Annotated in this window: 31 protein-coding genes; 13 read left to right on the top strand and 18 right to left on the bottom strand. The window is 63.2% G+C overall.

Features of this window, described 5'->3' with window-relative positions:
* The 5 genes from BCY78_RS25710 to BCY78_RS21520 all read left to right on the top strand — a co-directional run.
* The coding region (locus BCY78_RS25710; protein WP_068305928.1) for a hypothetical protein at positions 1-1,096 on the top strand (1,096 nt) is incomplete at its 5' end.
* Positions 1,097-1,137: 41 nt separating this feature from the next.
* Positions 1,138-1,518, top strand: a complete 381-nt coding sequence (locus tag BCY78_RS21535) for a GNAT family N-acetyltransferase (RefSeq protein WP_139103263.1) — start codon at positions 1,138-1,140, stop codon at positions 1,516-1,518.
* A 3-nt stretch (positions 1,519-1,521) separates the two neighbouring features.
* Positions 1,522-3,006 (top strand): hypothetical protein, encoded by a 1,485-nt coding sequence (locus tag BCY78_RS21530; protein WP_068305923.1) that lies wholly within the window; start codon positions 1,522-1,524, stop codon positions 3,004-3,006.
* Positions 3,007-3,009: 3 nt separating this feature from the next.
* Entirely contained in the window at positions 3,010-5,691 is a 2,682-nt protein-coding gene (locus tag BCY78_RS21525) for a phage tail tip lysozyme (RefSeq protein ID WP_068305921.1), read from the top strand.
* Entirely contained in the window at positions 5,691-7,742 is a 2,052-nt protein-coding gene (locus BCY78_RS21520) for a hypothetical protein (RefSeq protein WP_068305919.1), read from the top strand. The genes BCY78_RS21525 and BCY78_RS21520 overlap by 1 nt, the downstream gene beginning before the upstream one ends.
* Here BCY78_RS21520 and BCY78_RS21515 read toward each other — a convergent pair.
* Entirely contained in the window at positions 7,739-7,951 is a 213-nt protein-coding gene (locus BCY78_RS21515) for a hypothetical protein (protein ID WP_068305917.1), read from the bottom strand. The genes BCY78_RS21520 and BCY78_RS21515 overlap by 4 nt on opposite strands.
* A gap of 449 nt (positions 7,952-8,400) precedes the next feature.
* Here BCY78_RS21515 and BCY78_RS21505 point away from each other — a divergent pair, with 449 nt between their 5' ends.
* Genes BCY78_RS21505 through BCY78_RS25705 form a run of 8 tightly spaced genes read left to right on the top strand, consistent with a single transcriptional unit; the run spans position 8,401 to position 12,644 of the window.
* A complete protein-coding gene (locus BCY78_RS21505) occupies positions 8,401-9,147 on the top strand; it encodes a hypothetical protein (protein WP_068305913.1) in 747 nt (248 codons plus the stop codon).
* On the top strand, positions 9,144-10,190 hold the full coding sequence (locus BCY78_RS25365; RefSeq protein WP_139103262.1) for a WD40 repeat domain-containing protein: 1,047 nt from the start codon (positions 9,144-9,146) through the stop codon (positions 10,188-10,190). Before BCY78_RS21505 ends, BCY78_RS25365 begins: the two co-directional genes overlap by 4 nt.
* Positions 10,190-10,429, top strand: coding sequence for a hypothetical protein (locus tag BCY78_RS21500; RefSeq protein WP_068305911.1), 240 nt, complete (start codon positions 10,190-10,192; stop codon positions 10,427-10,429). Before BCY78_RS25365 ends, BCY78_RS21500 begins: the two co-directional genes overlap by 1 nt.
* Positions 10,429-11,061: a DUF4376 domain-containing protein gene (locus tag BCY78_RS21495; RefSeq protein WP_068305910.1), complete on the top strand. Its 633-nt coding sequence runs from the start codon at positions 10,429-10,431 to the stop codon at positions 11,059-11,061. The genes BCY78_RS21500 and BCY78_RS21495 overlap by 1 nt, the downstream gene beginning before the upstream one ends.
* 28 nt (positions 11,062-11,089) lie before the next feature.
* On the top strand, positions 11,090-11,353 hold the full coding sequence (locus BCY78_RS21490; protein ID WP_139103261.1) for a hypothetical protein: 264 nt from the start codon (positions 11,090-11,092) through the stop codon (positions 11,351-11,353).
* Complete coding sequence (locus BCY78_RS21485) at positions 11,350-11,793, top strand: hypothetical protein (protein WP_139103260.1); 444 nt, start codon at positions 11,350-11,352, stop codon at positions 11,791-11,793. Before BCY78_RS21490 ends, BCY78_RS21485 begins: the two co-directional genes overlap by 4 nt.
* A gap of 9 nt (positions 11,794-11,802) precedes the next feature.
* A complete protein-coding gene (locus BCY78_RS21480) occupies positions 11,803-12,330 on the top strand; it encodes a lysozyme (RefSeq protein WP_068305907.1) in 528 nt (175 codons plus the stop codon).
* The gene (locus tag BCY78_RS25705) at positions 12,327-12,644 is read left to right on the top strand and encodes a hypothetical protein (RefSeq protein WP_158515981.1); all 318 of its coding nucleotides are present in this window, start codon (positions 12,327-12,329) and stop codon (positions 12,642-12,644) included. Before BCY78_RS21480 ends, BCY78_RS25705 begins: the two co-directional genes overlap by 4 nt.
* Before the next feature lie 314 nt (positions 12,645-12,958).
* Here the strand turns inward: BCY78_RS25705 and BCY78_RS21470 are convergent, their stop codons facing one another.
* From BCY78_RS21470 to BCY78_RS21395, 17 genes are all read right to left on the bottom strand, one after another.
* Positions 12,959-14,500 carry a hypothetical protein gene (locus tag BCY78_RS21470; protein ID WP_068305904.1) on the bottom strand — a complete coding sequence of 514 codons (1,542 nt, stop codon included), beginning with the start codon at positions 14,498-14,500 and terminating at the stop codon, positions 12,959-12,961.
* 452 nt (positions 14,501-14,952) lie between these two features.
* Positions 14,953-15,255 carry a hypothetical protein gene (locus tag BCY78_RS21465; protein WP_068305901.1) on the bottom strand — a complete coding sequence of 101 codons (303 nt, stop codon included), beginning with the start codon at positions 15,253-15,255 and terminating at the stop codon, positions 14,953-14,955.
* Complete coding sequence (locus tag BCY78_RS21460; protein WP_068305897.1) at positions 15,252-15,434, bottom strand: hypothetical protein; 183 nt, start codon at positions 15,432-15,434, stop codon at positions 15,252-15,254. Before BCY78_RS21460 ends, BCY78_RS21465 begins: the two co-directional genes overlap by 4 nt.
* Before the next feature lie 264 nt (positions 15,435-15,698).
* Entirely contained in the window at positions 15,699-16,037 is a 339-nt protein-coding gene (locus BCY78_RS24880) for an HNH endonuclease signature motif containing protein (protein WP_083195220.1), read from the bottom strand.
* A gap of 93 nt (positions 16,038-16,130) precedes the next feature.
* Complete coding sequence (locus tag BCY78_RS21450; RefSeq protein ID WP_369808717.1) at positions 16,131-17,117, bottom strand: tyrosine-type recombinase/integrase; 987 nt, start codon at positions 17,115-17,117, stop codon at positions 16,131-16,133.
* Positions 17,027-17,344, bottom strand: coding sequence for a helix-turn-helix domain-containing protein (locus tag BCY78_RS26330; RefSeq protein WP_158515980.1), 318 nt, complete (start codon positions 17,342-17,344; stop codon positions 17,027-17,029). The genes BCY78_RS21450 and BCY78_RS26330 overlap by 91 nt, the downstream gene beginning before the upstream one ends.
* Positions 17,341-17,556, bottom strand: a complete 216-nt coding sequence (locus BCY78_RS25695; RefSeq protein ID WP_068305895.1) for a hypothetical protein — start codon at positions 17,554-17,556, stop codon at positions 17,341-17,343. Before BCY78_RS25695 ends, BCY78_RS26330 begins: the two co-directional genes overlap by 4 nt.
* A complete protein-coding gene (locus BCY78_RS21440; protein ID WP_068305893.1) occupies positions 17,553-18,416 on the bottom strand; it encodes a hypothetical protein in 864 nt (287 codons plus the stop codon). Before BCY78_RS21440 ends, BCY78_RS25695 begins: the two co-directional genes overlap by 4 nt.
* On the bottom strand, positions 18,413-18,631 hold the full coding sequence (locus BCY78_RS21435; RefSeq protein ID WP_068305891.1) for a hypothetical protein: 219 nt from the start codon (positions 18,629-18,631) through the stop codon (positions 18,413-18,415). Before BCY78_RS21435 ends, BCY78_RS21440 begins: the two co-directional genes overlap by 4 nt.
* Entirely contained in the window at positions 18,624-18,956 is a 333-nt protein-coding gene (locus BCY78_RS21430) for a hypothetical protein (protein WP_068305889.1), read from the bottom strand. The genes BCY78_RS21435 and BCY78_RS21430 overlap by 8 nt, the downstream gene beginning before the upstream one ends.
* Complete coding sequence (locus BCY78_RS21425; protein ID WP_068305887.1) at positions 18,946-19,155, bottom strand: hypothetical protein; 210 nt, start codon at positions 19,153-19,155, stop codon at positions 18,946-18,948. Before BCY78_RS21425 ends, BCY78_RS21430 begins: the two co-directional genes overlap by 11 nt.
* Positions 19,152-19,331, bottom strand: a complete 180-nt coding sequence (locus tag BCY78_RS21420) for a hypothetical protein (protein WP_068305885.1) — start codon at positions 19,329-19,331, stop codon at positions 19,152-19,154. Before BCY78_RS21420 ends, BCY78_RS21425 begins: the two co-directional genes overlap by 4 nt.
* Positions 19,321-20,004: a hypothetical protein gene (locus tag BCY78_RS21415; protein ID WP_068305883.1), complete on the bottom strand. Its 684-nt coding sequence runs from the start codon at positions 20,002-20,004 to the stop codon at positions 19,321-19,323. The genes BCY78_RS21420 and BCY78_RS21415 overlap by 11 nt, the downstream gene beginning before the upstream one ends.
* Before the next feature lie 4 nt (positions 20,005-20,008).
* Positions 20,009-20,365, bottom strand: coding sequence for an HNH endonuclease (locus tag BCY78_RS21410; protein WP_068305881.1), 357 nt, complete (start codon positions 20,363-20,365; stop codon positions 20,009-20,011).
* Positions 20,362-20,781, bottom strand: coding sequence for a hypothetical protein (locus BCY78_RS21405; RefSeq protein WP_068305879.1), 420 nt, complete (start codon positions 20,779-20,781; stop codon positions 20,362-20,364). The genes BCY78_RS21410 and BCY78_RS21405 overlap by 4 nt, the downstream gene beginning before the upstream one ends.
* Entirely contained in the window at positions 20,781-20,972 is a 192-nt protein-coding gene (locus BCY78_RS21400; protein ID WP_068305877.1) for a hypothetical protein, read from the bottom strand. Before BCY78_RS21400 ends, BCY78_RS21405 begins: the two co-directional genes overlap by 1 nt.
* Positions 20,969-21,667 (bottom strand): hypothetical protein, encoded by a 699-nt coding sequence (locus tag BCY78_RS21395; RefSeq protein ID WP_068305875.1) that lies wholly within the window; start codon positions 21,665-21,667, stop codon positions 20,969-20,971. The genes BCY78_RS21400 and BCY78_RS21395 overlap by 4 nt, the downstream gene beginning before the upstream one ends.
* Between the last annotated feature and the right edge of the window lie 4 nt (positions 21,668-21,671).

Here is a 21,671-nt window from a genome sequence, read left to right as displayed (position 1 = left end):
TGATACCGCCGCACTGTCGGATGTGTGGCTGTACCGAAACCGCCTGTTCTTCATCGAGGGGAGCAGCCTCACAGTATGGTATCTGCCGGCATCGTCAGTTGGCGGCACCGCTCTGGATCTGAGCCTTGCGGGCGTGTTTCAGCGTGGCGGCCGGCTCTTGTTCGGTGGCACATGGTCTCTCGATAGCGGCGATGGGCTGGACGACAAATGCGTGTTTGTCAGCGATATGGGCGAGGTCGCGATCTACAGCGGCACCGACCCCTCTGACGCGGCAACATGGGCATTCGAAGGCCGATATGACATTGGCCGGCCTCTGGGCAAGCGCGCCACCATTCAGGCGGGCGGTGACCTTCTGATCGCCACGGATGACGGTATCGTGCCGATCTCGGCGGCGATCCAGAGAGACCCTGCTGCGCTGTCTCTGGCCGCCATCACGAGCGACATCCGCAGCACATGGCAAGAGGAAGTCGCGGGCGCCGGGTCGGTCGAGCTCCTGAAATGGACGGCGGGCAATCTCCTTTTCGCGGTGTTCCCCGGTTCCGACCGGATGCTGACGGCAAACCTTCAGACCGGAGCCTGGGCAGTGCAGACAGGCTGGCAAGGTGACTGCGCGGCAATCTATGCGGGCGGGGTGTTTGTCGGGAGGTCTGGCGGCACGGTGACCAAGCTCAATGTGGGCGGTCGGGATGACGGCGCGGCCTTCACTGCGCGGGCGTCTTACCCGTTCATGGATTTCGGAGCACCCACGGCCTACAAGGTCGTGCCGATGGCGCGGGCCAGCTTCTTCGCGGATAGCGCCTTCCGGGCCAAGTACAGCGCCGCGCAGGACTTCACAGTCCGCTTCCCATCGGCACCGGTGGCCGAACCGATCGACGGAGACGGCATGATCTGGGGCACCGGCCTTTGGGGCGCGAATGTCTGGGCCCGCGAAACCACAGAGCCGCGCAAGGGCGTGGTGAAGAACTGGCAGGCGGTCAGCGGCGGCGGGTACGCGATTTCGCCTCAGATCCAGATCACCAGCGGTTCCGCCGCGGCTATGGCTGTGGAGATGGTCTCCATGGACCTGATGATCGAAGGCGGGGGCATCGCCTCTTGAGGCTGGTATGGGGCTGCAATGACGCGGTTGTGCCTTTCGTCATGGCGATGGCGCACCTGCCGCGCGACTTCGGGCACTGCAGAACGGCTGCGGTTCTGGATGCGAGCGGCAACATGGTGGCGGGCTTCGTCTTCCACAACTGGCAACCCGAAACCGGCGTGATTGAATGCTCAGGGGCAGCTCTAAGCCCGGCATGGGCTAAGCGGTCGATCCTCAAGGCGCTCTTTGGCTACGTCTTCAAGACGGCCGGCTGCCAGATGGTCGTGGCACGAACCGCAGAAGAGAACACCCGCGTTCGGCGCTTGTGGAAGGCCCTTGGCGCGGCCGAGTACGTCATCCCGCGACTGCGCGGACGCGAGGCCTCAGAAGCCATTCTTTGCATCACCGATGATGCATGGCACCAATCCAGACTGTCGAGGTAGCACATGGGCAAGCCGAAGGCGCCACAGAGTCCTGACCCGCAAGAGACCGCAGGGGCTCAAACCGCAAACAACATCGGCACCGCGACCGCGAACGCATGGCTCACCAATCCCTCGCAAAACACGCCTTGGGGATCGGTAACCACGCAACAGCGCATGGACGCGAGCGGCAATGGGATGTTCTACGAGTACACCGACCCGAACACGGGCGAGGTGTTCAACATCCCTCTGCTTGAGCAGAACACCACGCTCACGCCGGGTCAACAGCAGCTCTTTGACACGGGCCAGCAGACGCAGCAGGCGCTGGCCAGCGCCGGACTTGCGCAGACAAACCGGATCGCGGGTCACCTGAGCAATGAAATCGACACGTCCGGCGTGACGGCGGGCGGCAGTGCAGACGGTATTCGCAAGGCGAACCTCACCACCAAGATTGCCGATGCTGGCCAGATCCAGCGTGACGTTGGCGGGCAAACCCTCGGGCAGAACTATTCCGGCGACATTGCGGATGCGGGCGCCATCACCAGCACCTACGGCACGGACTGGAGCGCGGATCGTCAGCGCGTCGAGGATGCGCTCTATGCGCGGCTCAACCCGCAGCTGGACCGAGACCGGGAGTCGCTGCGTACAAGCCTCATCAACCAGGGCATTCGCGAAGGGTCCACGGCGTTTGATCGGGCCATGGGGCGGCTGGATGAGCAGTCCAACGACGCGCGCATGCAGGTCGTGCTGGCGGGCGGTCAGGAGCAATCTCGCCTTGCCGGTCTGGATGCTCAGCGGGCGGCCTTCGAGAACTCCGCGCAACAGCAGCAGTTCGGGCAGAACGCCACGCGGACGCAGTTTGCAAACGACGCGCAAACTGCGATCAACAACGCGAAGCTCGGCCAGTTCGGCGTCGATATGGGGCAAGGTGAGTTCCGGAACGCGGCGCAGAACCAGCAGTTCGGGCAGAATGCGACCAGCGCACAGTTCTACAACGACGCCCAGCTCAACCAGCAGAACGCGGATATGTCGCTCGAAGGCTTCAAGCAGGACCTGCGCAACGCCCAGATGGGTGAGCTGTTCGCGCTACGGAACCAGCCGCTGAACGAGATTTCGGCGCTCACCAGCGGGACGCAGGTCAACATGCCGCAGTTCCCCGGCTTCAATTCGAACGCGGTTCCGACTGTCGATAGGGCGGGGCTTGAGATGCAGAATTACCAGAACCAGATGCAGGCCTATAACGCCCGCATGGGCGCATGGCAGAGCGGCATGGGCGGCATTCTCGGACTTGGCGCGGCGCTTATCTCTGACCAGCGATTGAAGTCTGACATTGAGCGCTTGGGCGAGCGCGGCCCGCTTGGGGTCTACGCCTTCCGCTATCTCTGGGACAAGCCGGGCGTTCGCCGCATTGGCTACATGGCTCAAGAGGTTCTGCGCTGGAAGCCCGAGGCCGTCCTGACGATGCCCAGCGGCTTCTTCGCGGTCGATTATGCCCAGCTTCCGGAGGTCTGACATATGACCGGCTTCATTTTCGGTGGGAATACCGGCGTTTCTTACGAGGAGCTGACGCGGCGTCGTGAGATTGCTGCAGCAATGCAGGCGGCAAATGCCGGCCGCGCGCCTCAGAGCTTTGGCGAAGGCCTGACCGCTGTGGGCCGTGCCCTCGCTGGCCGGATGATGGACGCACGCAACGCCAAGTCCGAGGCCATCCTGCGCGATCAGTTCGACACGCAGATGAACGGCATCCTCGGCAGCTATGGGATGGGCAGCGGCGGCTACTCGGCTCCGGCATCGTATGGCGCACCGACGCAGCCGTCCGCACGCGGCGGGACATCGCCTGCCACGGCTCCGCTTGGTGACATGCAGGGCGGTTACAGCCCCCTCCCCATCACTGGCGCAATCGACGGCGTAGACGACGGCCTTCTGGGCATGCTGGGTCAGGCATGGGGCTATGCGCTGCCGGGCGGACGCATCGAGGTTACGACCGGCGTCAGCAGCCACTCGCCCACGAACCACGCGCCTGGCCATGCAACCGACTTCCGCGTCATCCGGCCTGATGGCTCGACTGTCATGCAGGGTGATCCGGAGATGACCAACGCCGCGCTGATCGGGCGGGCAATGGGCGTTCACGGGATCGGCTTCGGCCCTGAGTACATGGGCGGGTCGCATGCGCACTGGGACGTGAGCCGCAACGGCTTCCGGACTTGGGGCGATGATGACGGCGGCGCAAGCGACCTTCTCGGCGCTGGCTCGGCGGAGATTGCCGGCCGCATTTCCAGCATGACCGGACGGCCTGTCGAGGAGGTGCTGGCGGAACTCGGCATCGCGCTTGCGAACCCGGAGGCGGCGGCGGCTGGTGCAGTATCACCAGAGGTCGCTGCGGCTGTTCCCGAGGCGATGGCGGCGGCCGGGCCTGAGATTGCCACGCGGGCGGCAACGGCACCCACAGGTGGCGGTGTTGCCAGGCAGGTGCGCGATGGGCTGATCCGTCGCGGCATGCCGGAGCATATCGCTGACGCCTTCGTGCTGAACTTCCAAGACGAAAGCGGCATGGACCCCGGCGCAATCGAGGCGGTTCCGAACGTCCACGGTACGCGGGGCTTTGGCCTGTATCAACCGACCGGATCTCGGCGCATTGCTTACGAGGCCTTTGCACGTGAGCGTGGCACCGATCCGTCGGACATTGACACGCAGCTTGATTTCATGATGGGCGAGCTGAAGGGGCCGGAAAGCCGGGCGGCGCAGGAGATCTTTGCGGCACCCGACACCGGCACGGCTGCGGCTGCGATTGTAAGCCGCTTCCTGCGTCCTGCTGAGGAACATCGGGCACGCCGTGCAGCGGCCTATATGGGCGGCGCTATGCCCTCCTATGACGGCCCGGCTGTCGCCACTCGCGGCCCGTCTGCGCCCATGGGTGGCGCTCCTGCGCAGCGAGTGGGCGGCGATCCCATGGCCCGCATTGCCGCGCTCATGCCGCTTGTGAGCAACCCCATGGCCTCCGATGGTCAGCGCATGGTCCTGTCGGCGCTTCTCCAGCGCGAGATGAATGCTGCATTCCCGGGCCCGCAAGATCCGTGGGCTGGCGTGCAAGAGATGGGCGGTCGGTTCTACCGCATGGGCCCCGATGGAGTGCCGATGGCAATCTCGCCGGAAGCGGCGCCGGACCTTCCCCCGGCCATGGTCACGTTGCAGGCACGCGCAGAGGCGGCTGGACTGCAACCTGGCACGCCGGAATATCAGTCCTTCATGCTGAACGGCGGCCCGGCTCCGGCCCAGCAGGCTCCGTCCACGGTGCAGACGTTGCAGTTTCAGGCTGAGCAAGCCGGGCTGCAACCGGGCACACCTGAGTACCAATCGTTCATGCTCAACGGCGGACCCGCGCCGCGGCCTGACCAAACGACCGGGCAGCGCAACTATGAGTACCTCCTTGAGATGGGCGTTCCTCAAGAGCAGGCGCTGCAACAGGCCTTTGGCGCGGGCGGCGTCAACGTCACGACGAATGTCGGCGGGTCGGAGGCGTTCGATGACGCCTTTGCGCGGCAGGATGCGCAAACGCTGGCGGACCTTTCCAACGCCGGCATCGCAGCGCAGCGGAATATGGGACGCCTTGATCAGCTTGATGCTCTCTTGGCCTCCGCGCCGTCTGGTGGCATTGCTCGACTGACACAGCTTGCGGGTGAATGGGGCATCGAGACCGATGGCCTTAGCGAAATCCAAGCCTTGCAGGCACTGGTCAACTCGATGGTTCCCGAGCAACGCCCGCCGGGTAGCGGTCCCATGTCGGACGCGGACCTTGCGCTGTTCATCCAATCTCTGCCGCGGGTCATCAACACGCCGGGTGGCAACGAGATGATCTTGAGCACGCTCAGAGCTGTTGCGCAGTATGACGCGGACGGCGCGGCGGTGATCCAGCAGCTTCGCGCTGGAGAGCTGACGCGGGCTCAGGCCTTCGACGAACTGCGCGCTCGGCAGAACCCGCTGGCCGGCGTCCAAGACTTCGGCGCGCGGCAACAAGCCCCGGCGCAACCCGAGCAACAGGCTGTCGCACCGCAGCAGAACGCCGGCTCAATCCCGGATCGAGCGCGGACCAACCCATCGCTGACCTCGGCGGCAGAGCGGTTCGGCCTCACGGTCGAGGAGCTTTGGGACAACCTGTCGCCCGAAGCTCGCGCGACCATCATGCAGGGTGGCAACTGATGACCGATCTGAACCTTGAGCTGGAGCTTGCCGCAGCAGCAGCCCGCGCCCGCCGTGCCTCCGCTCCCCAGCAGGAACAGCCGCAGGAGCCGCAAGAGCGCGGGTTCGGCCAGATGATCTACGACAACCTTGTCGGTGATCCCAATGACGGCGTGCAGAGCTATGGCGAAAGCCTCGGGACATGGATTAACCGGGCGGGCGAAAGCGCCACCCTCGGCCTTGCCGGTGATGAGGCAAGCGCGGCGATGTACAGCACGCTTCGCGGCACCGATTATGACGCAGAGCTGCAGCGCCTTCGCCAGAACGAGGAAAACATGTCTGGCCTTGGCCGGCTGTCGGCTGACCTTGTGGGGGCCGCGGTGCCTGCGTTGCTTGGTGTTGGCGCCGTTGGAACAGCGGCAAGAGGCCTTGGCGGACGCTTTGCCGCAGGCCTTGGCTTTGGCGCAGCCTCCGGGGCTGGATACGGGTTCATGGAGGGTGAAGGCGGTTTCGGTGATCGCGCGCAGTCGGCCGCGCTAGGTGGCGCGCTTGGCGGTGTGATCGGCGGGGCCGCGCCCGTTGCGGCTGAGGCGGGAAGATCGCTTTGGCGGATGGGATCGAACGCAATCCGAGCGCGGGGTATCGGTCGCGATGTTGCCGCGCAGCTTGGGGTAACGCCGGAAACGGCGCGTGTCGTCACGGCTCTTATCGGGTCAGATGATCCCGCCGCGATGCGGGCGGCTCTCAGCCGCGCCGGCCCGGATGCAATGCTTGCCGATGCCAGCCCGCAACTCTCTGGTGCCCTCGACTATACCCTGCAAACGCCAGTGCCTGGAGTGCAGGCCGCGCGTGACCGGATCTCGACGCGCGCAGGTGCGGCCTATGATGACCTTGTTGACGCCCTGCGTGGTGGCCGTCAGGGGCCGCAGCAAAGCCCGGCTAGCCTCATGGACAGCATCAGAACGGGCAGCGCTGGCGCTCGCCGCACAGCATACGACGCGGCCTATTCGATACCGATCGACTATTCGTCGGAAGCCGGCGCCCGCCTTCTCGATCGTGTCTCCCCGCGTCTACCGCCCGAGGCGATCACGTATGCCAACCGCCTCATGCGCCTGCGCGGCGAGGAGTCGGCCCAGATCATGGCGAGCATCGCAGATGACGGCGCCGTCACCTTCACGCGCCCGCCTGACGTGCGCCAATGGGACTACATCCGTCAGGCGCTCGGCCAACTGGCAGAGAGCGGTGATGGGGCTGGGGCTCTCGGCGGTCAGACCAGGATGGGCGCGGCCTATGAGGGGCTGTCTCGCGAGATCCGCGACAATGTGGCGTCTCTGGTGCCTGAGTATCAGACCGCCCTCGACACTGCGGCGGACGCCATCGGGCAGCGTAATGCCGTTCGGTTCGGCACTGAGCTCTTGTCTCCGCGCCTGACGACGGATGAGGTGATTGAGCAGATCGCCGGGTCGACCACTGCTGAGCGCGCGGCGATGCGGTCGGGCATCATCGGCCAGATTGAAGAACTCGCCGGCAACGTGCGGGCTGTGGCGTCGGATCAGAACATCGACGCGAGGCAAGCGCTTGATGCCTACCGCCGTCTGTCGAGCCCCAACGCTCAACGCCGCATGGAGGCGCTGTTTGGTGACGAATGGCCGGCAATCAGAGGCCAACTTGAGCGCGCTGGCGCGGCCCTCGGCCTTCGCGCAAACGTAGCCACGAACTCACGGACGGCAGGGCGTGCTGCCGTTGGGCAGTACATCGATGACGCCACCGTGCCGGGTGATCTTCGCCGTGGCCGTATCCTTGGCGCTGCCCAAAACGTCGCGGGCGAGCTTATGGGGTCGGGCCCAGAGGCCATTTCCTCGATGCAAGAGCAGGTCCGGAGCCAGATTGCCGACCTCTTGACGCAGCAGGGAGGAACGGCATCGAGCGCTATCGACGCTGTGGCTCGCGCTCTCGCCGCTCGGCCGACGAACTTCAACGCGGGATCGAACCTGGCGCTTGCTCTTGGCTTGGCGGGATACGGCTCGATCCCTGCCGTCTCTCAAGTCGCAAGCGCGCTGTCGGCTCGCTAAACATCCGCAGCAGCAAGTATCAAAACGACAGAGAACACCAAGCCGAAGAAGAACATCACAGCCCCAACGAGGCCGCGCCACCCTGTGTTGTTTCGGAAGATGTTCATCCCGAGGCGGCAAAGGAGTATCGCGAAATAGGCCAGAATGATGCCACTTGCGATGATGAACGGCAGTTGGCGCGCATCAACAACAACAAAGGTGTCTGCCATCCGCTTCCTTCCCCATCAATAACAGCTCGTTCGGACTGACCCGTCCACGGCGTTGACCGATCTGCAGTTCACCGTCCGCGACGTGGCCTGCGCTCGGGATGATGCCGCAGCCGCGTGGAAGCTCTGAGAAGCGCTCCCCATGGCGGCAGCGACACGACCCCGCGTCTGGATCGATCGCACCCTGTCGGCTTCCCATCGCTGGGCCTCGGCCAAGGTGCATTGCTCCATCTGCGGAGAGCCAACCGCAACGCCCTGCTCAACGCAGGACTCGACCAATCCGGCAAGGACTTCCTGCCGCTCCGTGTATCCGAGTTCATTGTAAGATCGAGTGTCAGATATGCACCCGGATAGGGCGGCACAAGCGCCCACGGCCAAAAGTAGCCTCATCACAGCCTCCAAAACGCACCACCGCCGCCCCTCGCCGGGCGGCTTCTTCATGAGGACAGACCATGCCCCGAAATCTCTCCGGCGTATACAACCTTCCCGCAGGCTACGAGGCCAGCGACGGCACGCTTGCCACGGCAGCGCAGCACAATGACCCGCTCGAAGACCTTCAGGCGGATGCGAACACCGCCCGGCCCATTTCCGCTGGCGGCACGGGCGCGACCACTGAGGCTGGCGCCCGCACCAACCTGCTGACCGCGTCCCTCAATGCCCTCGCCGGGGTAACCCCGGCTGCGGACCGGATGCCGTTCTTCAACGGTGCGTCGTCTGCGGATCTCGCCACGATCACGAGCTTCGGCCGGACCCTCATTGCCCTCGCTGATGCTGCTGCGGCCAAGACAGAGCTTGGGCTCGGCACGATGGCTGATGAGGCGGCGGCGGACTATCTCGCGCTTGCTGGCGGCACCCTCACCGGCCCGTTGAAAACGCTTGAGGCGCAGGAAACCGTCTCGGCCCTGTCCGGCACCACGCCGTCCGTGGATCTGGAGGCGGCAACCGTATTCACCCTGACCACGAGCGGGAACACGACGTTCACCTTCGACAACCCCGCCGCAACCGGCACCGGCAGCGCGTTCACCCTGATTGTGACCGCTGGTGGCACCCACACGCTGACTTGGCCCGCGTCCGTGGACTGGGCAGGCGGCACGGCACCGGACGCACCGGCAAGCGGCGAAACCGACGCCTATGTGTTCGTCACCGTCGACGGCGGCACCACTTGGCTCGGGTTCCTCTCCGGGGATGCAATGGCATGAGCATCGCGCAGAAATTGATGAGCGCACAGGTTGGCGTGAAGGATCAGACGGTGATTGTCGGGCATGATGGTGCGCCATATGTTTCGGCTTACCCATGGACTGCCGCAGATGGATTTGGCGCGAAGTTCTCAAACCCATCTTCCGCGTTGAGTTATCAAGTGAATGGGGCTGCGTTTAGCCCCTCTATGTCGTCCGTTGCTGTGACCGAAAGCGGAAATATCGGCGCGTTCCAGTTCGACCCGCTGACAGGATTTGGGACAAAATTCTCAGCTCTAGCATCGACATTCAGCATAACATATCGTGTGAACTTCAATCCATCCGGCACTGCTATCGCAGCTGTTGGTACCTCCTCCCCATACATTGCAGCATACGAATGGTCTGACGTGACCGGATTCGGAAGCCGGTACTCAAATCCCGCGTCTGGCGTCCCTTCGACGGGTCGCGATGTAGCATTTAGCCCGGATGGGGATGCTGTCGCTGTGGCGATAAACAATTCCCCTTATATTTACGCGTACCAGTGGGATGACGGGACAGGGTTCGGCGCCAAATACACCAATCCAGCATCCCTTCCGGCTGGAGTCGGCTGGGGTGTTTCGTTCTCCCCAAACGGTTCCGTCATTGCCGTCGCGCATTCGTCATCCCCGCGTGTCACTGCTTACCCGTGGGATGCTTCGACAGGCTTCGGGACAAAGTACAGCAATCCGTCGGCTGGAATGGCTGGTGATGGGCTGGATGTGGCGTTCAGTCCTGATGGCGATGCCGTCGCTATTTCTCACAGCTCCTCCCCGTATATTAGCGCGTATCAGTGGGATGACTCCACTGGCTTTGGGGCACGGTACAGCAACCCCTCTACCCTTCCATCTGGTTGGACTGGCGCAGTAAATTTCAGTCCAACTGGCGATGCGATCTTAATGGCAACTACGTCATCCCCACGCGTCATCGCTTACCCGTGGGATGCTTCGACAGGCTTCGGAACAAAGTATAGCGATCCAGCAACTCTTCCTTCAAACAGCGGAATCGACGTTATTATAGGAGAAGGATAATGCAGCACGCATATCGTCAAGATATCCTGACCGGCGCCCTTGAGGCACGGGAAAAGGAAGTCACCGAATATCAGGTGAACATCGACAACTTCCGTCTGGCGATTGCCGAGATTGGCGACGACCCGGAACTGCAGGGATTCAAGGAGAGCCTGCAAGGGCTGCTGGCGTCTTCGGTTCTTGAGCAGCGTAAGGCCCAGATCATGCTGACCGTCATCAAAAAGCAAGTGGAGCAGGCATAATGTACCTTCGACTGATCGACGGCGTTCCGACGCCCTACAGCCTGACCGCGCTGCGGCGCGATGAGGCGCAGACCTCTTTCCCGCGCCAGATCTCGGCGGCATCGCTGGCAGAGTTCGACGTGCATCCGTACACGCGCGCGGATGAGCCGGATTACAACCCAGCCACGCAGGTGCTGGTGCCGGGCAGCTTCACACAGGAGAGCGGCGCATGGGTTCAGGGGTGGACTGTGCGCAGCATGACCTCGGAAGAACAGGCGCAGGCCACCGAGAACCTGCGCGCCCAGATCAACGCAGAGCGCGACCGCCGCATGGTCGAGCCCTTCACCTTCGCGGGAAAGCCGTTCGACTTCTCGCAGGAAAGCAAGACGCGGATCTCTGGCGCCGGGACGCTGGCGGGCTTCTCGTTGGCGGCCGGTGCGCAGGCGGGGGATTACCTGTGGCACGGTGGCGATGAGCCGTTCGCATGGATCGCGGACGACAACAGCGTCATGCAGATGGACGCTCAGACGGTGTTCGCGTTCGGCCAAGCTGCAGCTGCGCGGGTGAGCGCCATCGTCTTCGCTGCCCGTACCCTCAAGGACGCATCCCCGATCCCGGCTGACTACGCAGACGATAGCCACTGGCCGGCCTGAAGCAATGCAGGACACAGACCGCGACCGGATGATCCGGGATCTTCACCGAGTTCTGCTCGAGGCACCCGCAGGGGGGCAGCCGCTGATCGAAAGGCTTGAGGGGCTATGCGAGGCCCTTCTAGAGGTGCCAGTCGGTGCCGATAAGGAAACCCGCCCGTTGCTGTCTCGCATCAATGCCGTGGTCATGCTGCATGAGCGTGCGAGTTGGACCCTCCGCGCGGCGGTTTACCTGATCAGCGCAGCCGGCGTCATCGCGGGCGGCATCATGGCAATCCGGGAGGCGTGGCGATGAAGTCATTCCTCACCCGGTCGCGATGGTCGCGAGTGGATTTCTTCTGGCTCGGCGTGGTTCTGGTGGCGCTGATCGTGCCGCGCTTCATGTTCCCGCTGATCGGAAAGGCCGAGGGCCTATTCGCGCCGGCTGCGTCCAACTTCACTGTCACACGCGTGGAGGCTGACGGCCCTGCCTCGACCCTGATCTGGGGGCACCTGACACGCACCCGTGCCGATTGCGAGTTCCGTGCGGTCGCGTGGTCGCTCGATGGCAATGGAACCAGCGTTCCTGTCATCGTGGAGCATCTTCGCGGCAGCATCGCGCGGCCCGCAGGGATCAGCGAGTTCGGCCCGTGGCGGCTGAGCATCCCCCCGGCGCAGATGGCCACCAGTCATGCTGTCGTCTTCCACCAGTGCCCATGGAGGCCCTGGCTGACCGAGACCCATCTTTACCCATAGGAGGGCGACATGCCCGGATTGATCGAAGCGCTGCGCGGCCTGTTCACGGGTGGCGCCCGACGCCCTGCTGCCGCTGCTGGCGGTGCTGCCGCCGTCATCGCTGCCGCCGTCGCCTTTGTTGGACCGCGTGAGGGTCTGGTTACCGACGCCTATCTCGACCGCATCGCCAGCCCGCCCGTGTGGACGGTATGCTATGGCGAGACACGCGGCGTGCGGCAGGGCGACAGTTACACGCCCGAGCAATGCGCGGCGATGCTGGGCGCAGCGCTGGCCGATTACCGCACGGCCCTGATCGGCTGCATTCCCGGCCTGCCTGACCAGCCGCAAGGCGTGCAGGTCGCGCTGACCAGCTGGTCCTACAACGTCGGGACTGGCGCGGCCTGCCGATCGACGCTTGCCCGGCTGGCGAACGATGGCGACTGGCAGGGGGCATGCAACCAACTGCCGCGCTGGAACCGTGCGGGGGGTGTCGTGGTGCAGGGTCTGTCGAACCGGCGCGCGCTGGAGCAACGGCTCTGCCTTGAGGCGCTTCCGTGATCGCCCTGATGGGGCTCCGCGCCCTGCTGCCGTGGGTTCCCGCGCTCGCGGTGGCTCTGTGCGTCTCTCATGGCGCTGTCGGCATCTGGGTTTGGCACTGGCGCGGATCGGTCGAGGCTGACCGCGTGGCCGTCGCTCAGGCAGCCATGCGGCAGGCTCAGGCGCGGGTCGCAGGCCTTGCCGAGGCGCAGGCCGCCGTTGCCGCCGAACGAAACCGCTTTAGACAGGAGCTCGATGATGTTGCCCGGAATGACCCAGACGGTTCTCGCGAGTGTCTTTCTGCTGAGAGCGTGCGTCGGCTTCGTGCCAGATGATCCGCCGGAGACGCTAACCTCTCCATGCACTGCTCCTTTGGACCTTCCGGATAGGGCGATGCCTCAGGCAGAGGTCGAGACCTTCTGGGGAGCCGATCGAGCCGCTCTTGAAGACTGCGGCCAGCGTCTTGCCTTAATGGCTCAGTGGGTGACCGCTCGATGACCGGGCGCCGACAGCATGTCTTGGGGTGAAGGGAACTGCGGCGTCGGCAGTTCAGCGATCATCGAGGGAAAATGCCGACGAAGGTTAGGGCCCGATCCTCAAAAAGGATTCACGCCCCATCCTGTTGTCAATTAACGCATTCACACTGTCACTAAAAAATGAGTCTGTAGGAAATTATAACCAAACCCAGAAGAAAACAGAAGAAACCAATTGGCTGCTGAACGATAAAATCACCCAGCCTTGCGGCACGGCCTATTATAATTCTGTGAATTGAAGTGGAGGCTGTGACCCCTATAAGTACGAGGTAAAGCAAGAATGTGGGCAACAAGCTCGTGACAAACATCGCCGAGAAAGGGAGGAAAACACTCGCGCCACGACCGAAACTCGCCAAGGTCTGCAGGTTTGAGACCCAATCGCTATTGCGGACGATATAAATCTGATCGCAGTCGGCGGCGAAGGTTTCTGCCGTTGCCTCATCAATTCTATTATCAGCTTGGGTGCTGAACGTGTATCCGCCGCTCTTTTCGCAGAGCACAATGGATAGGAGTGGCCCGGTGAGCTGCGATCGCGAATACGCTTCAATAAAGCCTTCCATCGAAACCCAGCCGGTCGAATTGAACATGGAGTAGGGAAAATTGTCTTCAAGCGCATCAACTGTGTTGAAGGCCGGAGTGTAGATCGAGTCAAGATTGCTGAAATTTGGCTTCACCCCAGTCAAGTTCAGTTCCAGATCAACGACTCGTCGCGGAAGTAGCTCGGTGCCGCTTTGGTCATAGTCCGGAAACGCCTCTGGATCACTCAAGGCAGTCGTCCGATCTGCTCCGCGCAGCAAGGCTAGCTGCAGCCCTGAGCCAACAATACTTTCTACGTCATCAGCTAGAGACGGCTCGATGCTCCCAATCTGCAGCGATCCTCCATATAGGTACTGCAAGAGATACAACGCCTCCAAAGGCGTAACGGCGTCAGTGGACAGTACTCCGAAGCTGCTTTGGGCTTCACGCTCCGGCACAGAGAGACTATAGAACACCTGTGTCTCACGAAGGCGTTCAGAAAAGTCAGCGTTATTGTAAATCTCGCCCCCTGCTTCAATCCACGCGTCCGCCGTTATTCGCACGCTCGATCTCACTGTTGGCAGTGTAAAAAACTGCACGAGCACCAGCAGGAAGGCGGCGTAGGTGAGGATGAATATATTCAGCGTAACGATAATATCTGATCCAAAAAAAATTATGCTGTTGAAAGGCCGATCTGACGACACCGACGCTCGAATGAACGCTCTTGTTTGGGCAATCGTCACCACGTCCATGAAGGCATTAAACAGGAAGAAGGCAGCGATCACGGAAACTTGACTCGGGGAAAGCACGAACTGCGGAACGAACTCGGGAAAGAATATATACTGGATTGAAATTGCGGCCAAGAACGATGCCGCTGAAACAAAGAGGGATGATTTCAGGAATCTCCACCCAACAATATTGCCGGAAAAGTACCTGTCAAAAACAATGGCCTCCGATAGCCCAAGAATCTCCTTGTAGCCGTCGAACCAAGTTCCTTTTGACCGAGGGAGAGTGAGGTATTCTTCTATTCGCTCCCTAATGTGCGAAGTTATGAAGATTCGATCAAGAGCAATGCCAAACCCTGTTATGGTCCCCAGGATCGCAATCACCTGAAATAGAATGGATTCAGTCAACTCTGTCATTGCAAACTAGTCCTGCGAAACAAAAGGTAAGCCCGAAATTGCCTCACCCCTCAATTATGCCCTCGTGTGCTATTGGGGCGCATACTAATCGGCGCGTCCAAGTAGGGATACGACTAGTCTTGTTCGGTTCACAAGGCCTTGTGTGTCCGAATCCTTGAAGAAGATGAGCCATATCGGTGACAGTTGCGGGCCAGGACCAGCTAATCAGATCGACGCGTCCCCCGATACGCTCCATCCTCCGCCGTGCTCGACCACGACCGGATGACGCTGGCAGGCCGGCCTCTGCGCTTGCACCGCGCGCACCGCAGGCGGTCGAAGTCCATGAACGTTGCCGGGTCTTCCCCCAGCATCTCAGCCGTCAGCACGGCATGGTGTCCGCACTCGCATTCCGTCCTGATGATGATCCCGCCGCGTGTCATGCGCCGGGATGTAGGGGCGAGGGTGGCGGGCGTCTAGGGGGTAGGCGGTGCGTCGTCGTTGCCGATCTCTTGCCACTCATAGGACACGCGGCGCTCATGCTCTGGAAGGGCGTATATCTCGGCCCAGACGCGCGCTTCGAAGTCCGCCGCACCAGATGACGCGAAGTAGGCCGCGTGCAGCGCCAGAGGCTCAACGCCGTGGTCGATCCCATCGCAGAAGGCCCCGCCGATCAACTCCGCGTCGGTGAAGTCATCCAGCCCGATCAGGTGCTGATCGCGGCGGGCCTTGGCGAGGTGCTTTGCCTTGCGGGTGGCGCTGAGGTCGATGGCGGTCATTCAGTCTTCACCCCGTCAAATGCGCCGTGCATTGCGGCCCGATAGATTCCCTCCTCAACGCCCTTGCGGATTGCGTCGAGAAGATCGGCCGCAGGCATGTCGGTGCCATTGAGCAGGGCCCGCAAAAGGCTCCGCGCCATACCATCTTCGATAGCCTTCAATTCGCTCTCGGTCTTCATGTCGTCATCTCCTTGGAAGGCGCCACACGGGCGCGGGTGAATGTCAGTTTGGGGTTTGCTCTTTGGTTCGTTGAACCTGTTTTGACGGGTGTTCTCTGTTTAGACCGGCATCAGGTCTGCGCAGGGAGTGCTTTTTCGGCGCATTCCCCCTTATTCTGCGTGGGGCACTACCCCCTCCTAAGGGGACGGTTGGGGGTTCGAGTCCCTCCGGGACCACCAATATAAACAGGGGAATCGGAGCGGGTTTGGGGTTTTCTCTCTGGTTCATTGAACCATTTTCTTCGGCCCGCCGCGATATGCGCGCCCCCGAACCGCTTTGTCCCGCATGTTCTCTTCGTGAGTTCCAACCTCAAGGTGGGCCGGATTGCAGCAAAGCGGATTGTCGCATTTATGGCGCACCATGAGATCAACCGGCACAGGGCCGTTTGCGATTTCATAAGCAAGGCGGTGGGCGCGCACATTGGTCTTGCCGACCCAAAGTTGGCCATATCCTTTGGCGGTCGATCCAGTCCACGGCCAGCACATGCGATGAACCATTTTGTTCGCGGGCACGTTCACCTTTGACCAAAACCGGGCGGTGACGGTATAGGGGTATTCAGCCATGATTCCTCACTACAGGATGATGGTTAGGGGGCGTTCCGGTTGCAGCCAGAACGTTCCCCGAATGTACTTGTTTTACCCCTGCGAATCAACCTCCTAAGGCTTCTTTGCCGGTCGCTTTCTGGTCCGTTGAACCAAAACGGGTCCGGCAAGCTCCAGTGAACCTGCGGCCTGACGCAGAAACTCCGGGCTGAATTTCGCATAGGTCGAGCGAGTCACCGCCGGATTCGTATGGCCGAGGAACTGAGCGACCTCTTCGATGGGGACGCCGTTCTCGACCATGAAGCGGCCAGCGGTGCGGCGAATGTCGTGTGGCGTGCAATGCTCGATCCCGGCGCGCGTCACGGCGGCATTGAAGCCGGTCTTGATGGACCCGACCGGCCGACCGCCCCACTCAATCACATAATCCGAGACCGCAGCCTCGCGCGCGGCGGTCAGAGCAGCCATCAGCGTGTCATTGATCGGAACCGTCGCCCTGCCCTTCTTCGGCCCGATCTCGCCCTTGGCCAGACGGATGATGCGGCGATCCAGATCGACCTGCCGCCATTCCAATTCCAGCAAGGCGCCGATCCGCCCGGCGGTCGTAAGCATCAGCAGCAGTGCGAGGCGGATGTGCGGATCTTGCGCCCCCGCCAGAAGCGCGGCGAACTCATCACGCGACAGGTAGCGCTCGCGCGGCTGGCCGGCTGGCGGCATCTCGATGGCCGGGGCCTTCTTGATCAGCTTCGCCCGCTCGGCCCATAGAACCGCGGCGCGCAGGCATCCCATCTCGGTTCGGATCGTCGCATCCTTGCGCCCTTCCTCGCGCCGTCCGGCGACATAGGCCCGGCAGTCATCCGGCGAAACCGCTTCGGCAGACAGGTGGCCAAGCTCTGGCAGGACATTGCGCCCGACCTGATCCAGCTTCGACGCTTGCCGGCGCTCTCCCATCTCAGCCTTGTACGCGTGCCAGATCTGGGCAACCGTCATGCCGGCGGCGGGCGCCTGGATGGTCAGGATTTTGTCGCGCGCTTCTCGCTCGGCTTCTTTCCGCGTGTCAGCCGAAAGACGAAAGCGTCGGCGCTTTCCGTCTTCATCCCACATGACGACCCAGCGCCCGTTGAGGCGCCCGAGGCGATAGTCCCGCATTCGAAGTCCTCCACGGTTTGCACTGGAATCCGCATCATGCGCCCGGCACGGAAGGCAGGCAACCGGCCATCGCGCACCATGGCGCGGACGGTCTCTGCACTGCATTGCCATCGGATCGCAAGCTCTTCTGGGGTGAAGGGGCGCGCTGGCTCGGCCCCCTCGAAGGTCGCGCGTGCTGTCATCCCTCTTCCCCCTCTATCTTGCGCAGGGCGGCCAGCGTCGGGCATCCGTTCATGTCCATCGCCACATCGCGCCCGTTCGCTGCGACCGTGTAACGATCCCCGCCGCAGAAAGCGGCATACCACGCCATGATGTTCGGGACCGAGGCTGCATCGCACCGGATGGCCGTATTCTTCGGTGTGGCGTCTGCGTTCATGAAGACGAGGTTGATCATTCCCAGGCCTCCTTCTGTGCTGCGGCGAGGATGGCGCGTTGTGCTTCACCACTTGTTCCGGGGACATACGTGTCGCCGTCTCCGGCCCCGACAGGGCGCCCAATGCCTCCCGCAATCTCAGCCGCCATTCTCATCCCCTCGGCCCGCATCTTTGCGTCACGGGCTGCGAGGGCGTCTGTCTGGGGCTGGGTGGCGAGGGCGCGAATGGCGTCACTGATGTCAGTACGAAACGCGAAGGCCCCGCCATTTGTGTGCGTCTTCTGAAATCCGGTTCCAGTTTGGATCATATAGTATGACGGACCTGCGTTAATGGCTACGCTTTCCGCCATCTCCAACGTCGCCGCGATCAGCGCTTCCCGGTCCTGTGCGGCGGGGTTGGGTTCGAGGGCGGCGAGGATGCGGTATCCATAGTCGACCTGCGCCGCTTCTTTGGCCTCTTCAATGGTATCAAACTCACCGATCACCATCATATGCGGGCTGTAAAGCATGTAGTTTCGGTATGATTCAAACGGGTCATCTGGTGCGCCGGACGCCCCATTGTCGGGCCATATCTGGTACGGCTCAGGCGTTGCCATCGGTCGATATTTGCCGGCCCATTCCAAGCCGCGCACCCTCACCGCCCCTTCCATAGCGGCGGCAAGCGCGGCCTCGGCGGCGGTGGCTCGGGCTTCTGCTTCGATGGTATTCTGGGCGTGCTTGCGGTACGTATCGACATAGCGTTGCAGCGCCTCGTTCTCGGCGCGCAGGGCGGTGATGGCGTCGGCTGCATCGTCTGCCCAATTGGGGAACCCATGCCCGCCGATCTTTCTCAGGCTCTTGTTCAGGGCATCCAGTGCCTCTGGGGTCAGGTCAACGGTCATGATTGGTCTCCGTGCCAGCGGGCTTTGTAGCCAGCGATGAAGTCGGCGGGGAACTCGGTGCGATAGCCACAGAAGCAGATGAACTGCTGCCCGTCGAAGCGTAGCCGGACGAAGTGCTCGTTACCGCAATAGGGCATGTAACCGGGCCGCTTCATCAGGTTGTCGCGCACGATCGAGCCGTAGTCGGTCGGGTCATCCAGATCACCGTCAGCCATTGGCCTTCCCCTCCGTGCGGGCGCGGTGGGCGGCGAGGGCGGTCTTAGCCTGATCAAAATGGCCGTCTATCCAGATGCCGTTGATCGCTTTGTCCAAGAGGCCAGCCAACCGCTCTGCATCCGCGTTCGCCTCGGCAAGCTCGCGCTCAAGGGCCTCGATGCGGGCGGCGGCGTCGGCGGCTTGGGCTTCGGCAACCAGAGCACGTTCACGCCATTCGGCACCACCTTTGGTCAGGGCCTCGATCATCGCGTCCTTGATCGGGTCAAATGCCTCGGGCGGCAGCGGGGGCATGTTGGCCATGTCGATCTTGATTTCAGTGGTCATTGTTCTCTCCGCAGGTGTCACAGACGGACACGCCGTCGCTGTCTATCATCTCCCCAGCACAGGGCCGGGGCCGGTATCCGCGAGGGGCGTCCTCGTCGGGCTCATGGACCCGGTTGCAGGTCTCTCCGGGGGTGGTGCCGATGGCGTCGGGCTCGTCGCAGAGCCGGGCCAGCAGTTCGGTGTGGTGGCAGCGGGTCATTTTCGGCTCCGGTTCTGCTTGCGAGCGGCCTTCACCTTGGCGCGCTTGGCATGGGAGGGTTTCGCCGTGTCGATGATTGGCTGGCTCGGCAGAAGGTGCAGGGCGAGGTGCGGAATTGCCTGCTGGGCCGCGAACATCGCCGCCAAATAGCGGATGGACGATCTGTCACCGGGCATGGCGGGCCTCCTGTTCGGCGGGGGTGAGGTGGGCGGCGTTACCGGCCCATTGCTGGGCGCAGGCTGCGGCAACGCCCTCGAAGGTGCGGCTGCGGAACTTCCAGCGATCAGGGCCCGGCGGCGCGCGGTGGATCGCGGACCACGCCTTGTGGGCCTCGGTGCCGGGCTTCGGCGGGGTCAGCTTGTCGGTCGCGGTCAGGCGAGGCAGGCCGCGCAGGTAAAGCCCGGTCGCCTTGAAGAACGGCTCTCCGAACCACCACGGCTGCACAATCTGCGGCTTGGGCAGATCAGCCGGCAGGCGGGCCCGGGCGTGGCCATGCATCACCGGGTTCTCCAGTGCCACCCGCTCGATCGGCGCTTTCCAGCAGGCCGAGAACAGCGCGGCGCCCTCGTCCAGCTCGGCCCACATTTCATCGCGCGTGCGGCCCGGCGGAGGGGTGGTCAGCCAGCGCACGCCGCTGTTGCAAAGGCGCGTGCAGGGCGGGTGACACACCATGAGCAGATCCCAGCCATCGGCCAGAATGTCGCGCACGTCGCCGCGGATATGGCGGTTGCTCCCATCCTCTGCCGGCAGAAGGTCACAGGACCACACGTCATGGCCGAGGCGGGCGAAGGCGCGGCGCATGACGCCTGACGTTTCGCAGCCGATCAGGACGCGGAGGGGCTGGTTCATGGGGTCACTCCTTCACCCGGTAGGCCGGGGCATTGATGGGCTTGCGCCAGCCGGAGCCCTTGGAGCCGGGCAGACGGTGGACAGGCTTGGGCCGGGCGTTGATGTGGCCGCGCTGGACGCGCTTGGCCTTGGCGATGCGGGGCACGTCTTCCTTGGCGGTCTTCGCGCCGTGACAGGAGCGGCAGAGAACGTCGCAGTTCTCGAGCGTGGGCTCGCCGCCGAGGGCATCCGGGATGCGGTGATCGTATTCGGGGCCGTTGCCGGGGCGGATGGAGACGCCGCATTGCTCGCAGCATCCCTTGGCACGCTCGAACGCAGCAACGCGGATCTTGGCGGGGAACTCGGAGCGGCGGCGGGTCATTCATGGCCCTCCCGCGCCCAGGCATCGAAGCCCATGCGCTCGGTGAATTTCAGCTGTGCCAGCCGGAAGAACGCGGCGAACTCGGCCTCGCTCATCTTGTCGAACGCGGTGGACTGCGGGCGGATCTCGTCGCGACCGGTCAGCGGGTTGTGGTAGACGTCCACGTAGCCGGTGAGGCGCTTGAGGTCGGCGTGCAGGTGGCTTGCCGTGGGCCATGCGTCAGTCGCAGCGACGGCGGCTTGCAGGCCCGCCCAGTAAGCGGCGTTGCGCGGCAGGCTGCGGCCCTTGCGCGGGATCAGCTTGGCCACCTGACCGATCAGCAGATCGTCGATCATGGCCGGGCTGTGGACGCCGTAGGGCTTCCAGCCGTCAGGGCACTTCTGCACCAGAATATCGGGGGCGCGGTCGTATCCCATCACGCAGCCCCCCAGACCTTGAACACGTCATCCCACGCCTTCTGCGCGGCGCGCTTGGCCTCTGCATCCCCCTCGCCGTCTGCAACCAGCCCTGCGGCGGTGAAGTCCACCGCAAGGGCCTCGTGCTCGTACTTGGCTTGGTAGACGGCCCGCTTGATCAGGGCGCGGGCCTTGGCGTCGATGCGGCTCATGCGGCGACCTTCTCCTTCCACACGCGCACGCCTGCGATGGGCTTGTCGCGGAAGTTCCGGCGCACGTATTCATCGATGAAGGCGGTCACGGCGTCCCGGTCGTTCTTGGCGATCCAGTTCAGCGCGGCGCGGTGGTCCTCGATCTCGTGCATGTCGCGGGTGCGCAGGCCTTTCACGGTGTCCTTGCTGGCGCGGGCGGCTTCACGCTGGGCAGCCTCCGCCTCGCGCTGGAGGCGGTCGGCTTCGCGCTGTGCCTCGATGTTCGCAGCGTCGGCAGCGCGGGCGGCTTCCTGCGCGGCGCGCACCTTGGCCTCGGCCTCGGCACGGGCCTTGCGCTCAGCGGCGGCTTTCTCAGCGGCGAGCTTGCGCTTGAAGGTGTCGACGCAGGCGACAAGGGCCTTCTCGATGCGCTTCGCGTCTTCGATGGTCGGCGCCCAGCGTGCCTTCTCGGCCTTCCAAGCGTCGTGAAGCGGTGCTGCAGCAGACTTCTCGCCTGCTTCCAGTTCCATGCGCCACGCCCGCGCGCCCTTGCGCAGTTCGTCCACGGCCTTCATCTGGGCTTCGTTTTCAACCGGCGTGCCGTCGAGCCAGTTCTCAGCCTCTTCGCGGATGGCCTCATGGGCGGCGTTGATCGTGTCGATGGGATCGGGGGGCAGGTTGTCGCCCATCACGGCGCGGGGGTTCGTGTCGGTCATGGTG

The sequence above is a fragment of the Pararhodobacter sp. CCB-MM2 genome (assembly GCF_001691415.1).
Classification (GTDB): Bacteria; Pseudomonadota; Alphaproteobacteria; order Rhodobacterales; family Rhodobacteraceae; genus Pararhodobacter.
Note: the sequence above shows the minus strand (reverse complement) of the source record. Positions and strands in the feature narration are given on the sequence as shown.